12 protein-coding genes are annotated in these 14,853 nt (G+C 51.4%); all 12 read left to right on the top strand.

Annotated features, from left to right (window positions below):
* Positions 1–132 precede the first annotated feature (132 nt).
* The 12 genes from ABEQ74_RS20105 (at position 133) to rsmB (ending at position 14,800) form a co-directional block, all read left to right on the top strand.
* Entirely contained in the window at positions 133–2,928 is a 2,796-nt protein-coding gene (locus ABEQ74_RS20105; protein WP_430123914.1) for a calcium-translocating P-type ATPase, SERCA-type, read from the top strand.
* Between the two features lie 75 nt (positions 2,929–3,003).
* Positions 3,004–3,840 carry a diaminopimelate epimerase gene (dapF, locus tag ABEQ74_RS20100; protein ID WP_430123913.1) on the top strand — a complete coding sequence of 279 codons (837 nt, stop codon included), beginning with the start codon at positions 3,004–3,006 and terminating at the stop codon, positions 3,838–3,840.
* A 245-nt stretch (positions 3,841–4,085) separates the two neighbouring features.
* Positions 4,086–5,957: a bifunctional homocysteine S-methyltransferase/methylenetetrahydrofolate reductase gene (locus tag ABEQ74_RS20095; RefSeq protein WP_430123912.1), complete on the top strand. Its 1,872-nt coding sequence runs from the start codon at positions 4,086–4,088 to the stop codon at positions 5,955–5,957.
* Positions 5,958–5,995: 38 nt separating this feature from the next.
* Positions 5,996–6,883: a YicC/YloC family endoribonuclease gene (locus ABEQ74_RS20090; RefSeq protein ID WP_430123911.1), complete on the top strand. Its 888-nt coding sequence runs from the start codon at positions 5,996–5,998 to the stop codon at positions 6,881–6,883.
* A gap of 53 nt (positions 6,884–6,936) precedes the next feature.
* The gene (gene remA, locus ABEQ74_RS20085; RefSeq protein WP_006209218.1) at positions 6,937–7,197 is read left to right on the top strand and encodes an extracellular matrix/biofilm regulator RemA; all 261 of its coding nucleotides are present in this window, start codon (positions 6,937–6,939) and stop codon (positions 7,195–7,197) included.
* Positions 7,198–7,210: 13 nt separating this feature from the next.
* Complete coding sequence (gmk, locus tag ABEQ74_RS20080; protein ID WP_430123910.1) at positions 7,211–7,783, top strand: guanylate kinase; 573 nt, start codon at positions 7,211–7,213, stop codon at positions 7,781–7,783.
* A gap of 57 nt (positions 7,784–7,840) precedes the next feature.
* Positions 7,841–8,041, top strand: coding sequence for a DNA-directed RNA polymerase subunit omega (rpoZ, locus tag ABEQ74_RS20075; RefSeq protein ID WP_053488968.1), 201 nt, complete (start codon positions 7,841–7,843; stop codon positions 8,039–8,041).
* A 125-nt stretch (positions 8,042–8,166) separates the two neighbouring features.
* Entirely contained in the window at positions 8,167–9,417 is a 1,251-nt protein-coding gene (gene coaBC, locus ABEQ74_RS20070) for a bifunctional phosphopantothenoylcysteine decarboxylase/phosphopantothenate--cysteine ligase CoaBC (RefSeq protein WP_430123909.1), read from the top strand.
* Positions 9,417–11,945 (top strand): primosomal protein N', encoded by a 2,529-nt coding sequence (gene priA, locus ABEQ74_RS20065; RefSeq protein WP_430123908.1) that lies wholly within the window; start codon positions 9,417–9,419, stop codon positions 11,943–11,945. Before coaBC ends, priA begins: the two co-directional genes overlap by 1 nt.
* Before the next feature lie 43 nt (positions 11,946–11,988).
* The gene (gene def, locus ABEQ74_RS20060) at positions 11,989–12,483 is read left to right on the top strand and encodes a peptide deformylase (protein ID WP_053488965.1); all 495 of its coding nucleotides are present in this window, start codon (positions 11,989–11,991) and stop codon (positions 12,481–12,483) included.
* Complete coding sequence (gene fmt, locus ABEQ74_RS20055) at positions 12,480–13,421, top strand: methionyl-tRNA formyltransferase (protein ID WP_430123907.1); 942 nt, start codon at positions 12,480–12,482, stop codon at positions 13,419–13,421. The genes def and fmt overlap by 4 nt, the downstream gene beginning before the upstream one ends.
* Complete coding sequence (rsmB, locus tag ABEQ74_RS20050; RefSeq protein WP_430123906.1) at positions 13,418–14,800, top strand: 16S rRNA (cytosine(967)-C(5))-methyltransferase RsmB; 1,383 nt, start codon at positions 13,418–13,420, stop codon at positions 14,798–14,800. Before fmt ends, rsmB begins: the two co-directional genes overlap by 4 nt.
* The last annotated feature ends 53 nt before the right edge of the window (positions 14,801–14,853 follow it).

Below are 14,853 nucleotides of genomic sequence, written 5' to 3'. Positions count from 1 at the left end.
TGCCATAATTCCCTTAAAAACTTAAGGCCCCTTCTGTGATAATTCAGGACATGTCCGAATACATTTACGTAGAAAGGGTGGAAAAGCTGTCATCCGCCGGAACTTGCAAAACAACCGGGAGGGAAAGGGAGCATGGAACAAAAGCAATGGCACCAGATGAATACGGATGAACTGCAGCATGCGCTGCATACGCATCCGCAGCAGGGCCTCACGGAAGAGGAAGCCGGGGAGAGGCGGAAAAAGAGTGGCTATAACGAGCTCTCCGAGGGCGTTAAGATTTCTCCATTTGTTCTGTTTCTGAATCAATTTAAGGATTTCATGACGCTGGTGCTTCTTGGAGCAACCTTGGTATCCGGTCTGCTGGGCGAGTATCTGGATGCCGTCACAATTGTGGCCATCATCCTGATCAACGGGATTCTTGGTTTCGTTCAGGAATTCAAGGCGGAACGGTCGCTGCGTGCTTTGAAGCAGCTGTCCGCGCCGATGTCCAGGGTCATCCGGGACGGTAAAGTGGTACAGGTTGCGGCCAGGGAACTCGTACCTGGCGATGTCGTGCTCGTTGAAAGTGGAGACCGGATCCCGGCAGACGTTCGCTGGTTTGAGGTGAACAGCTGTAGTGTTGAAGAGTCAGCTTTGACTGGTGAATCTCTGCCGGTTAACAAACATGCCGAGCCTATCCTCGATGCGGATGTTCCACTCGGGGACAGGAAGAACATCGGATTTATGGGCACCATGGTGACCCGCGGCACGGCAAAGGGAGTTATCATCCGTACCGGAATGGATACGGAGATGGGCAAGATTGCCGATTTGATCCAGAATACGGAGTCCCAGGAGACCCCGCTGCAGCATCGTTTGGAACAGCTTGGTAAAATTCTGATCGCCGTTTCACTTGGGCTTACGATATTGGTGGTCATTGCAGGTATTCTGCATGGACAGCCTGCTGCCGGCATGTTCCTGGCGGGTGTCAGCCTTGCAGTTGCAGCGATTCCCGAAGGGCTACCAGCTATTGTTACGATTGCCCTCGCGCTTGGCGTGCAGCGCATGATTAAACGGAAAGCGATCGTGCGCAAGCTGCCATCCGTTGAGACGCTGGGGTGTGCTTCCGTCATCTGTTCTGATAAAACCGGCACCCTCACCCAGAACAAAATGACGGTTACAAAGGTCTGGTTAGGAGGGCGTTCTCTGGAGGTTACCGGCCAGGGGTATGATCCAATTGGACAAATTCTTTACCAAGGTAAACCCGTCGAGCTGCGCTCCGATCAGGGTCTGCGCAGATTACTCCAAATCAGTGGGCTGTGTAACAATGCCGAGATCTATGAGATCGTACAAGAAGAGAAGCGAAACAAGCGTAAGGCCAAGGAAGAACCTCTGGCTGCTGCTTGGGAACTGAAAGGCGACCCGACAGAAGGCGCGTTACTGACGTTATCATCTAAAATGGGCCTGAATCGGAGCAGTTTAAATGCGATCTATCAAAGAGACAGAGAGTTTCCGTTTGATTCGGAGCGGAAGCTGATGTCCGTAATTGTCAGTCATCAGGGAGGCCGCTTGCTCTGCACGAAAGGTGCGCCTGATGTCCTGCTGGATGCCTGTACCTATATCATGTGGGACGGAAACGTTGTTCCGCTTACCGCCACGCTTCGCCAGAAGGTGCTTGCCGCCAATGAAGGCATGGCTTCCGAAGCGCTGCGCGTACTTGGGTTGGCTTATCGTGATCTGCGTCCCTATGACAAGCCGGATACGGAGCGAGAAGCCGAGAGTCAGCTTATTTTTGTCGGATTGGCCGGTATGATCGATCCGCCGCGCCGTGAAGTGCGAGATGCAATCGCAACATGCCGACGCGCGGGAATCAAGACTGTCATGATTACGGGCGACCACCGGACAACAGCAGAAGCGATTGCCGCTCAGCTTGGCATCATGCCAAGGAATGGTCTGTCGTTATCGGGGCAGGAATTGTCCGGGATGGATGACAAGGAACTGGATGCACGGGTCGATCAGACTTACGTCTATGCCCGTGTATCGCCTGAGCATAAACTCCGGATTGTCAAGTCGCTTCAGCGCAAAGGGCATGTGGTTGCCATGACCGGAGACGGCGTGAACGATGCGCCAGCAATCAAGGCATCCGATATCGGAATCGCCATGGGCATTACGGGTACAGATGTGACCAAAGAAGCTTCATCGCTGGTGCTAAGCGATGATAATTTTTCCACCATCGTTTCCGCGATCGAAGAGGGACGGAGCATCTATGAGAATATCCGCAAATTCATTCGTTACTTGCTTGCTTCGAATGTCGGCGAAATTCTTACGATGTTTTTTGCGATGATGATGGGGCTGCCGCTGCCGCTCGTTCCGATCCAGATTCTGTGGGTGAATCTCGTAACAGACGGGCTTCCGGCTATGGCGCTTGGAGTGGATCAGCCGGAAAAAGATCTAATGGAGCATAAACCCCGCGGAGCCAAGGAGAATATTTTTGCCAGACGGCTTGGCTGGAAAATCATCAGCCGCGGCATACTGATCGGCTTGTGTACACTTGGAGCATTCTGGATTACGCTGCGCATCGCACCAAATGATCCGGGTCAGCTGACCAAAGCACAATCTGTTGCCTTTGCGACGCTTGTTATGGCCCAGCTGATTCATGTGTTTGACTGCCGCAGTTCACGATCGATATTCCACCGCAATCCGCTGCAGAACAAAGCGTTGGTCCTGGCCGTGTTATCCTCAGTAGTATTAATGCTTGCTGTCATGTACATTGAGATGTTCCAGCCAATCTTCAAAACGGTGCCATTAAGCTTTAAAGAGTGGGCGCTGGTCCTCGTTGCTGCAGGCATCCCAACCTTCCTAATGGGAATTGGAAGCGTATGGGGAGGCAGAAGGAATAGACACCGGAACCGTCGTACAATGATGACGAATAGTGCAAATATTTCGGCGTAAAATGAATGGATGGACCATCGACTCTCCGATATGCTAAGCACAAGCGAAGCAACAGCAGAGGAGATGGGTTTTACTATGGAATTCACAAAAGTACATGGGCTTGGAAACGACTTTATTGTCATATACGGGGAGCCGGAAATTCCTGCGGATGCGTCCGAAATTGCTGTAAAAATGTGCAACCGCTACTTTGGCATCGGGGCGGATGGACTTGTCTATATTTTGCCTTCCGCAAAGGCTGATTTCATGATGCGGATTATCAATTCGGATGGCTCTGAAGCGGAACAGTGCGGCAACGCTATCCGCTGCATTGCGAAATATGTATATGACAACGGTTATATTGGTCGAGAGGAGATTACGATAGAAACGGTAGGTGCCGGAGTACAGAAACTGCGCTTGACGGTGCAGGATGGACATGTAAGCAGGGTGCGGGTGGATATGGGGGAGCCTGTATTAGATGGCTTGAGTGTGCCGACGACGATGGATCTCGATCCGATTGTGAATCAGCCTATTATAGTGGATGGACGGGAGTTCCGCATCACGGCATTGTCCATGGGCAATCCGCATTGCGTCATTTATGTGGATGACGTGGATCGCTTTGATCTCCTGGCATGGGGACCTAAGCTAGAGGCTCATCCCCTCTTCCCTCGAAAGACCAATGTGGAGTTTGTTAAGGTGAATTCGCGCATGCATATGGATATGCGGGTATGGGAGCGCGGAGCAGGGCAGACACTGGCCTGCGGTACCGGAGCCTGTGCCACATTGGTATCCTCCGTGTTGAATGGCTTGAGCGAGCGATGTGCGACGATTTCCCTGGCAGGCGGAGATTTGATTATCGAGTGGGACGAAACTGATAATCACGTGTACATGACAGGGCCGGCAGAGGTTGTGTATAAGGGGACAATTGCAACTTAGGCCATGACGTTCAAGGGAGCTGACTCGAAATCAGTTAGGCGTCGAAATGTGAGCGTCGGTTCGCCTTGCCTATTGGCTGATCGCAACATATCGCGATAAAGTCTACTCGGATATTTTATAAGTTTGTCTTGCAGGGATGGACACAGTAGGAAGGCCTTACAAAGGCCTTCCTTTTGTCTCTTTATCTTATGAGAGGTTTTATGATACATTAGTTGAAAATAAACATCGGGTGGAGGGGAAACGCGATGAAACCGAGCCTTCGACAGGCATTGGAGAATCAGGTACTGGTCGGTGACGGCGCAATGGGTACTTATTTATATCAAAAGGGATTTCCGGTAGGTATATCATATGAGGAATTGAATCTAACCTCACCGGAGGTCATCGGAAACGTTCATCGCCAGTATGTAGAAGCTGGTGCTCAGGTCATTGAGACCAACACGTTCTCAGCCAATTATGACAAATTGTCCAAATACGGTTTGGAGACGAAGGTAGGGGAGATTAATCGCGCAGGTGTGAGAATTGCGCGTGAAGCTGCCGGTGACAGAGGATATGTTGTGGGGGCAGTAGGCTCCATCCGGGCTGGAAAAAGAAGCAATATCTCGACAAGCGAGCTTAAGCGTTATTTTGAGGAGCAGTTGTCTGAACTTATATCGGAGGGCGTGGACGGCATCCTGCTTGAAACGTTCTATGACGTAGATGAAATGCAATTGGCTTTGGCGCAGGCCCGCATGATCAGCGACTTGCCTGTAATCTGCCAATTCGCGGTAGAGGACGTAGCCCGTACGCTGGACGGCTTCAGTATGCCCGATGCGTACCGCATCTTGAGTCAGGAAGGCGCGGATGTAATTGGCTTTAACTGCAGGACAGGTCCTAACGGCATCATGCGTGCTTTGGAAACCTTAAATGGAGTTATGAATCTTCCAGCTTCGGTTTATCCTAATGCCGGGATAGCCGATTATGTGGATGGGGAAATTCGGTATGGCGCGAGTCCTGAATATTTTGGTAAAACTGCCCTGGAGTTTGCGGATCGGGGTGCTAGGATCATTGGCGGCTGCTGCGGGACCACACCAGAACATATAGCCGAGATTTCTTCTTCATTGTCCAATTACACGCCATCGCCACTGCCAATCATTGATGAGGCTGAGATCAATCGTATTGTGGTTCACGAGACGGCCGAGGAGCAGTTTTACGAACGGAGTGGCGAACCCACAATTGTGGATATTGTGAAAGAACGTCACACGGTTATCGTGGAGTTGGACCCTCCAAGAGATTTGGATATTGCGAAGTTCATGAAGGGCGCGGAGGCTTTGAAAAAAGCCGGTGCTGACGCGTTGACCCTTGCGGATAATTCACTTGCCGTGACGCGTATGAGCAATATGGCACTTGGTCATTTGGTACAGGCGCGCACAGGGCTTCGGCCATTGATCCACATCGCTTGCCGTGACAGAAACCTGATCGGTACACAGTCGCATATGATGGGCTTTGATGCTCTAGACATCGATCATGTGCTTGCTGTGACGGGGGATCCTGCACGGTTCGGTGATCTGCCGGATTCCAGCTCGGTATATGATATGACTTCATTTGAAATCATTCGCATGATCAAACAGCTGAACGAAGGTATAGCATTTTCCGGTAAACCTCTTAAGCAAAAAGCCAAGTTCGTGGTCGGCGCTGCTTTCAATCCCAACGTAAAGCATCTTGATAAGGCGGTTGCGCGATTGGAGAAGAAAATTGCTTCCGGTGCGGATTATGTGATGACACAGCCTGTGTATGATCCTGAGCTGATGGTTAGACTGAGAGAAGCGACAGCGCATTTGGATATTCCGATCTTTATCGGCATCATGCCGCTGGCAAGCGGCCGAAATGCTGAATACTTGCATAATGAGGTGCCGGGCATTCAGCTGTCAGATGATGTCCGCAGCCGCATGGCCGGGCTTGAAGGCGAAGCCGGACGGGCGATGGGTGTCAAGATCGGCAAGGAATTATTGGACGTTGCAACGGAGCATTTTAACGGTATATACTTAATAACTCCGTTCATGTTCTATGAAATGAGCGTACAGTTAATGGAGTATGTCTGGGAGAAATCAGGCCGCCGCCTGACCCCCTTGTTTCATTAATAATTATCAATTACAATAGTATAATGGATGTGATTCCGATGTCATTAAGCATGACCGGATATGGGCAATCCGCAGTCGATTTGCAAGGATACAAGATCTCTTTCGAAGTGAAGTCGGTCAATCACCGGTATTGTGAGATTGCTATTCGCATGCCACGTGAATGGGCGTGTTTCGAAGATTCACTGCGGAAAGCTGTGCAGAGCCGAATCGGACGCGGACGGATTGATGTATACATTAACAAGGAAAACAACGGCGAGTCTACCAGTGCTGTTTTGAACCATGCGATGGTTCAGGCTTACTTGCATGCAGCTGAAGACTTGAAGTCATACGGAATTAAGGGGGATCTGGCGGTGCGGGATATTTTGTCGCTGCCAGATGTTCTCATTAGTCCGAGCGGATTTTCCATGGATGAAGCGCAGCAGAAGATATGGAATGATGCGCTTCTTCAAGGTCTTGAACAAGCGCTGGATGGTCTGTTGCAAATGCGTAGTCGGGAAGGTGCTTTCCTAGCTAGGGATATTGAGCAGAGACTTGGCCGATTAGAGCTGCTTCATCAAGAAATGACTGAGCTTGCCCCAGAAGTTCCCAATGAATATCGGAAGCGTCTGCGGCAGCGGATCGAATCCCTTGATGACGGATCGCTTGCTGTTGATGAACATATATTCGGATTGGAAGTTGCTCTATTTGCGGAACGTTCGAACGTGGAAGAGGAATTGATCCGTCTTCGCAGTCATTTTGAACAGTGCAGGGGGCTGCTTCGCCAAGAAGGCCCTGTCGGACGCAAGCTGGATTTTCTGATTCAGGAGATGAATAGGGAAGTCAATACGATTGGATCGAAAGCCAATCATCTGACTCTGGTAAACCGTGTTGTCGAAATGAAAGCGGAACTGGAGAAGATTCGTGAGCAAGCAGCTAATGTGGAATGACCGCAGCTTCATCGGCAAATAAGAGTCAAATGTATAGGGGGAGCAACCGCACTATGGCAATCAAACTTATTAATATTGGCTTCGGAAACATCGTATCGGCCAATCGGATCATTTCGATCGTGAGCCCTGAATCAGCTCCGATTAAAAGGATCATTCAAGAAGCAAGAGATCGTCATATGCTGATTGATGCTACATATGGACGAAGGACACGGGCTGTTATCATTACCGATAGTGACCATGTGATTTTATCGGCTGTGCAGCCTGAAACGGTGGCTCACCGTCTGTCCAGCAAAGACGACGACAACGACGAATAAGATGAGGAGTACTATGTCTAGAGGATTATTAATTGTATTGTCCGGTCCTTCCGGAGTGGGGAAGGGTACCGTTTGTACAGCGCTTCGCAGCCGGATTCCGGGCTTGGTGTATTCCGTGTCTGCTACGACACGCTCGCCGCGGCTTGGTGAAGTGCATGGCGTGAACTATTTTTTCAAAAGCCATGATCAGTTCATGGATATGATTGAGAACGATCAGCTTTTGGAATATGCGGAATACGTCGGGAACTATTACGGGACCCCGCGTGATTTTGTGGAGGAGACACTAGCCACCGGCAAGGATATTATTCTTGAGATCGAGGTGCAGGGAGCACTAAAGGTCAAGGAGAAATTTCCGGATGGTATCTTTGTGTTCCTGATGCCGCCGTCACTCGATGAATTGAAAGACCGAATTCAAGGCCGGGGCACGGAGAACCAGGCTACCATCGACCACCGTATGTCCGTAGCGGTTGACGAAATCAATCTGCTGAAGCATTATGATTATGCTGTAGTGAATGATGAGATCAATCTCGCTTGTGAGAGAATAGAATCTATCATTATAGCCGAACATTGTAAGGTGAGAAAGTAAGCTGTCTGTTAACAGACATGCAGACTTTCAAGTATATGAAGAAGAGGTGCTTCAACTATGTTATATCCTTCCATTGATGAAATGATGAACAAAGTAGACAGTAAGTATTCTTTGGTAGTTGCGGCCTCCCGCCGTGCACGCCAATTGCGTGAAGGAGAAGTCAGCGAGTTGAAACATCCGAAGTCCCATAAATTTGTCGGCGTCGCTCTGGAAGAGATCTATGGTGATTACGTGAAGGTTGAACGGGGACAAGACTAGACTTTTAATAAAAATTTTAAATAAGCGTGTGTTAGCACGCAAAAATGTGACAACCGTAAGGTTGTTATTTTTTTGAAAAGATATCATCGTGTAGTCTTCATACCAATCGAAAGCGGGGGATTGTCATGTTGAACGGAAAAGTCATCGTGCTTGGCGTTACAGGTGGCATTGCCGCGTATAAAGCAGCGACTTTATGCAGCAGGCTTGTCCAGAGGGGAGCAGATGTGCATGTCATTATGACGGAATCAGCCAAGCAGTTTATTCCGGAATTAACGCTGCAGACGCTGACCAAAAACCCGGTTTATAGTGATACCTTTGATGAAAGAGATCCATCGGTTGTGTCACATATACATTTGGCCGATCTTGCAGATTTGTTCCTAATTGCCCCGGCCACAGCGAACATCATCGGGAAAATGGCTCATGGCCTTGCGGATGATATGCTGAGCACAACATTGCTTGCAACCACAGCTCCCGTCATGATATCCCCGGCAATGAATGTGCATATGTATACGCATCCGGCTGTCATGGCGAATATGCAGACGCTGGTCTCCCGCGGAGTGTCCATGATTGAGCCCGGGGAGGGCCTTCTGGCTTGCGGATATGTTGGCAAGGGGCGTATGGAAGAGCCTGAAACCATCGTTGATGTAGTTGAACGGTTTTTTAAGGATGGCGCACCATCCGTCTTACGGACTGAGGATACGGCAAACAGCTCTACAGGCATATTGCATGGCAAAAAAGTGGTTGTCACGGCAGGCGGCACGATCGAGCGCATTGACCCTGTGCGGTATATAACGAACGACTCATCCGGAAAAATGGGGTTTGCGGTTGCAAAAGCGGCAAAACAGCTTGGAGCAGATGTACTTCTGATTGCCGCCCATACCGATGAAGCTCCTCCGGAAGGAATTCGGACGGAAAAAGTGGGCTCGGCGCAGGACATGTACGAAGCAGTCCAGCGTGTGTTCGAGACGAGTGATATCGTGGTCAAGGCGGCGGCCGTCGCCGATTACCGCCCTGTGGAGACAGCCACGTCCAAGATTAAGAAGCGCGGAGAAACCATGACACTGGAGCTTGTGAAGACCACGGATATACTGGAGAGTTTGGGCCGTCAAAAAACTTCCCAGTTTTTAATCGGATTTGCGGCTGAGACCGATAGGGTAGAGTATTTCGCCCAGGATAAGCTGAAACGCAAAAATTGCGACCTGATCGTTGCAAATGATGTTACGCAGGTGGGCGCAGGATTCGGTACAGACACGAACAGCGTTCAGATTTTTGATAAAGAGGGGCTGGTCTTGCAGCTGCCTGTGATATCCAAGGAGGAAGTAGCCTTAAAGCTATTAACGCTGGCGGCGGATCGGTTATCCGGGAGGTCATCATAATGGAAATGGCCCGGGTAATTGTGGACGTGCCGTCCAAGGATACGGATCGGCCTTTTGATTATCTGATCCCTGAGGAGCTGCGGCCCTGGGTTGAGGTAGGCAGCCGGGTCGGTGTGCCGTTTGGCCATCGTACGCTCCAGGGATTCGTAGTGTCTCTGCATCCCCGCCCGGAGATGGACACGGCCAAAATGAAGCCGATTCAGGAAGTACTCGATGTGATGCCGCCTCTGTCACCTGAATTGATTGAACTTGGAGAATGGATGAAGGAGCGTTACGCCTGTCGTTATATCTCTGCGCTGCAATCCATGCTGCCAACAGCGCTGAAAGGGAAAGCTGAACGGTATATTTCTCTTGGGAATCCCGAAGCGAACGCGATGGATGAAAGTGATGGTTTGTTTGCAATCCTGCCGGAAAGCGAGTTGGAACGGGATATTCTCGGGTTTGTTGGTCAGAGAGGTGAAGTGTCACTCCAGCAGTTAACCAGAGCGTTCCCAGATGCTGCAGCTGCCATCAAAGCGCTGATCGGCCAAGGGAAGCTGAGTGAACACCAGCAAATCAAGGACAAGCTGCAGAAAAAAACGATGAAAGCGATCGAGCTTGCGGTCTCGAGCGAGGAGGCCCGTCTTACACTGGATGCATTCCCGGCTAAAGCCCAGCGCCAGAAGGAAGTGCTCCAATATATATTGGAGATGGAAGACTTTCTTCCCATATCGCAGAAGGAGCTGCTGCAGACGCTGGGCGTCTCGGCAGGCACCGTGAAAGGATTGGCTGATAAAGGGCTCATTACCATTGAAGATATAGAGATATTTCGCGATCCTTATCGAGGGCGCCATTTTACCCCCAGTGAACCACTGGCGCTCACGCCTGAGCAGCAGGTGGTGTACCGGAGCGTTGTGCGCAAGCTCGATGAACATGAGCACGGCGTGTTTCTCCTGCACGGAGTCACGGGTAGCGGCAAGACGGAAATCTACCTGCAGACCATTCAGCGCTGTCTCGATCAGGATCGTCAGGCGATTGTCCTGGTCCCCGAGATCTCGCTCACACCCCAAATGGTGGAGCGGTTCAAAGGCCGCTTTGGCGACCGCGTGGCCGTGATGCACAGCCGGCTTTCGGATGGTGAGCGCTACGATGAATGGCGTAAAATAAGGGAAGGCCGGGCGTCGGTTGTCGTGGGTGCACGATCGGCGGTCTTTGCGCCGTTTGACCGTTTGGGTCTGATCATCATGGATGAAGAGCATGAAAGTTCGTATAAGCAGGAAGAAACACCAAAATACCATGCCAGAGATGTCGCGGTTCATCGTGCATCAATGATCGGTGCTGCCGTTATCCTGGGTTCAGCAACGCCTTCCCTTGAAAGCTATTATGCAGCCAAATCGCAGTCTCGGGATGACTTTGCGCCCCTGCTGCTGGAGATGCCGAGCCGTGCACTGGGCAACAAGCTGCCCGGGGTCCATGTTGTCGATATGCGGGAGGAGCTTCGGGAGGGAAATCGCTCGATGTTCAGCCGATCCTTGCATGCGGCAATCTCATCACGCCTGGAACGCGGAGAACAGACGGTATTGCTGCTGAATCGGCGGGGATATTCTACGTTTGTGATGTGCCGGAGCTGCGGATACGTTGCAGGCTGTCCGGAATGCGACATCTCGCTGACCTATCACCAGAAATCGAATAATTTACGCTGTCATTATTGTGGCTATGCTGCGCAGGCACCGGAGGTTTGTCCGGATTGCGGCAGTGAGCATATCCGCTATTTCGGTACAGGCACGCAGCGGGTCGAAGAGGAGTTAGCCAAGCTCTTTCCCGGTATTCGCGTCATTCGAATGGATGTAGACACCACGACGGAGAAGGGCTCTCATGAGAAGCTGCTGAAGCAGTTTCGGGACAAAAAGGGTGATGTGCTGCTTGGCACGCAGATGGTCGCCAAGGGTCTTGATTTTCCCGATGTCACCTTGGTTGGTGTCATCACGGCCGACTCGGCGCTTAACCTGCCCGATTTCCGGGCGGCAGAGAAGACATTCCAGCTCCTTACCCAAGTTGCTGGAAGAGCCGGACGCCATCACCTGCCCGGTGAAGTGGTCATTCAATCCTATACACCTGAGCATTATTCCATTATTCATGCAAGCAGCCATGATTATCTATCCTTCGTCAAGGATGAGCTGAAGCACCGCAAGGCGCTTCACTATCCGCCGTATTGCAGGCTGATTCTGGTGACGCTGTCCCATGAACAGCTGCCATTGCTGGTACGAATGGCCGAGAATTTTGCCGCGACCATTAAATACGAATCCGACCGCCGGGGTTGGTTCGGAAGTCTGGATCGATTCGATGCAAGTGCGCTTGATATACTGGGTCCGGTCGCTTCTCCTATTCCGCGGTTAAAAAATAGATACAGATTTCAATGTATGATAAAATGGCGGGGAACGATGGATGCTGTCTCGCTTGTGCGCTCGGTTGCCGAGAAGCTTCAGGATTCAGCGCGGGACAGCAAGCTTCAGATCAGTATTGACGTGGACCCGCAAATGTTAATGTAATAGAGCATATAATGATGAAAAGCACAAGGATGGTGTCGTAGAAATGGCGATTCGTATAATCGTTAAAGAACCGGATGAGGTTCTTCATAAAAAAGCAAAAGAGGTTACCAAAATAACACCGAACGTTCAAAAGCTGTTGGACGATATGGCCGATACGATGTACGATGCGGAAGGCGTAGGACTGGCCGCACCGCAGGTTGGCATACTAAAGCGTCTGATTGTTATTGATGCAGGTGATGAGCACGGTTTGATCAAGATGATCAATCCGGAGATCCTGGAGAGCGAGGGCGAGCAATTCGGACCTGAAGGCTGCCTGAGTATTCCTGGATGGAACGGGGATGTACGCCGTGCGGAGAAAGTAACCGTGAAAGGGCTGGATCGTGAAGGCAATGAACTTATTGTTACAGGGACCGGGCTGCTTGCACGAGCTTTTCAGCATGAAATTGATCATCTGAACGGGGTGCTGTTTACGGAAATCGCTGACCGAGTGTATGAATATGTCCCGGAACAGCCGAGAAATGAGCTGGAGAACCGATGAATATCGTATTCATGGGCACCCCGGCCTTTGCAGTACCCAGTTTGGATATGCTGCTTGCCGAAGGCTATTCCATAGCTGCTGTTGTAACACAGCCTGATCGTCCGCAGGGACGTAAAAAAGTGCTGACCCCTACCCCGGTCAAGGAAGCAGCTCTGCGTCACGGCATCCCTGTTCTGCAGCCTCAGCGCTTGCGGAGCCCGGAAGCCGTGGCTGAATTGGCTGAATATAAGCCCGATCTGATCATCACGGCTGCCTATGGCCAAATCCTGCCCAAATCGGTGCTGGATATGCCAACGCTTGGCTGTCTGAACGTCCATGGTTCGCTGCTCCCCGCTTATCGGGGAGGAGCACCAATTCAGCGAAGCATCATCAACGGAGAGTCCGTTACAGGCATCACGCTGATGTATATGGCTGAGGGGCTCGATACGGGCGATATGATTGCCAAAGCCGAGGTTCCTATACAAGATGACGATACGGCTGGAACCCTGTTTGAGAAGCTGAGCAAGGTTGGTGCAGAGCTGTTGCTACGGGAGCTTCCACGGCTTTTGCAGGGCAAGGTCGAGGCGGAGCCCCAGGATGAGTCGAAGGCGACATACGCTCCGAATCTGACAAGGGACGACGAGAAGATTGACTGGAGCCGCACTTCCCGCGAAATCTATAACCAGATCCGGGGCCTGGTTCCGTATTCAGGCGGTTTTACGCTGTGGAACGGAGATGTGTTTAAAGTATGGGAAGCGGCTAATCCGGGCAGCGTTCAGGCATCTTCCAGTGAAGAGCAGCCGGGGACTGTGCTGAAGCTTGACGACAAGGGGATTGTTGTGAGAACAGGAGACGGTACGCTGACACTCCTGACGGTTCAGCCTAGCGGCAAGAAGGCGATGGATGCGGCGCAATTCGTGCGCGGGACGAGCCTGACGGTCGGGACGGTGCTATCGTGAGCGGTAATCGCAGCCCGAAGGGACGCCAGGACTCTCCGCGAGAACTGGCGATGAATGTATTGACGCAGGTAGAGCAGGAGGGGGCATACAGCAATCTCCTGCTCAATGCCGCTTTGCAGAAGTCTTCGCTTGGCAGAAACGATGCAGGACTTGCCACAGAGCTGATCTACGGCACGATTGCACGGCTGAATACGTTAGATTATTTTTTGGACAAGTTTGTCAATAAAGGAGTCCATAAACTTCAGCCCTGGGTAAGGGCGCTGCTTCGAATCAGCTTGTATCAGATCATGTATCTGGACCGGATACCGGATCATGCGGTTGTCAGCGAGGCCGTTAATCTGGCGAAGCGCCGCGGGCATCAAGGGATATCGGGTATGGTGAACGGGGTGCTTCGAAATATACTGCGTCAGAAGGACAGTCTGGTGGTCCCGGAGGATATGCCAGCTGCGAAGCGCATAGCTTTACTTCATTCTCATCCGGAATGGCTCGTGGAACGTTGGATTTCCCAATATGGGATCGAGACGACAGAAGCGATTTGTGCGGCCAACAATGAACCGCCAGCTGTCAGCGTGAGGGTGAATACAACGATGATCAGCCGTGAGGACATGCTGAAGTTAATGAGCAGCCAGGGCGTGGATGCCGTTCCTTCAGCGCTTAGTCCCTATGGGATTATTGTGAGCGGTGCGGGGAATATGGCACTGACCGATTGGTACCGCGACGGGATGATCTCGATCCAGGATGAGAGCTCAATGCTGGTTGCCGAGGCGGTTCAGCCTGAGCCGGGTATGCGGGTGCTGGACTGCTGTGCAGCTCCTGGTGGGAAGACTGCCCATATGGGTGAGATGATGAAGGATGACGGTACGATCATCGCCAACGACATTCATTCCCATAAAGGCAAACTCATATCGGATCAGGCGAGCCGCCTGGGACTGGACAGCATTTCAATTGTGACCGGGGACGCGCTGGACTTGGCAGACCGCTTCGAGCCTGCGTCTTTTGACCGAATTTTGCTTGACGCCCCCTGCTCGGGACTTGGCGTGATTCGGCGCAAGCCTGACTTGAAATGGGGAAAATCACAGGAGGATATCCAGCAGATTGCAGCTCTGCAATTAAGGCTGCTGGAGTCGGTTTCCACCTTGCTTCGACCGGGAGGTATTTTGGTGTACAGCACATGTACGATCGAAACCCTGGAAAATGAGGGCGTAGTGTCTGCTTTTGTGGAAGGCCATCCTGAGTTTACGATCGCTGAAGATGGGCTCGGTGCCCTAAGCAGGCTCAGTGACAAATCGCTTGTGCGAGGAGGCGGAATCCAGATTCTGCCCGAGCACTATCACAGCGATGGCTTCTTCATTGCAAGAATCGTCAGACGTTCCTCTTAAGGGCACTGCCGCCATGACTATAGTCGTATCCCGCCTATGCTGGCGGGTTTTCC

The organism is Paenibacillus solani (genome assembly GCF_050475945.1).
Classification (GTDB): Bacteria; Bacillota; Bacilli; order Paenibacillales; family Paenibacillaceae; genus Paenibacillus_AQ; species Paenibacillus_AQ solani_A.
This window is presented reverse-complemented; position numbering and strand designations above follow the sequence as displayed.

Excerpts from the sequence above, each read along its gene's own strand:
- fmt (WP_430123907.1), top strand. The coding sequence starts at position 12,480 with ATGAATATCGTATTCATGGGCACCCCGGCCTTTGCAGTACCCAGTTTG.
- rpoZ (WP_053488968.1), top strand. The coding sequence starts at position 7,841 with ATGTTATATCCTTCCATTGATGAAATGATGAACAAAGTAGACAGTAAG.
- remA (WP_006209218.1), top strand. The coding sequence starts at position 6,937 with ATGGCAATCAAACTTATTAATATTGGCTTCGGAAACATCGTATCGGCC.
- ABEQ74_RS20095 (WP_430123912.1), top strand. The coding sequence starts at position 4,086 with ATGAAACCGAGCCTTCGACAGGCATTGGAGAATCAGGTACTGGTCGGT.
- def (WP_053488965.1), top strand. The coding sequence starts at position 11,989 with ATGGCGATTCGTATAATCGTTAAAGAACCGGATGAGGTTCTTCATAAA.
- dapF (WP_430123913.1), top strand. The coding sequence starts at position 3,004 with ATGGAATTCACAAAAGTACATGGGCTTGGAAACGACTTTATTGTCATA.
- coaBC (WP_430123909.1), top strand. The coding sequence starts at position 8,167 with ATGTTGAACGGAAAAGTCATCGTGCTTGGCGTTACAGGTGGCATTGCC.
- priA (WP_430123908.1), top strand. The coding sequence starts at position 9,417 with ATGGAAATGGCCCGGGTAATTGTGGACGTGCCGTCCAAGGATACGGAT.
- gmk (WP_430123910.1), top strand. The coding sequence starts at position 7,211 with ATGTCTAGAGGATTATTAATTGTATTGTCCGGTCCTTCCGGAGTGGGG.
- ABEQ74_RS20090 (WP_430123911.1), top strand. The coding sequence starts at position 5,996 with ATGTCATTAAGCATGACCGGATATGGGCAATCCGCAGTCGATTTGCAA.
- ABEQ74_RS20105 (WP_430123914.1), top strand. The coding sequence starts at position 133 with ATGGAACAAAAGCAATGGCACCAGATGAATACGGATGAACTGCAGCAT.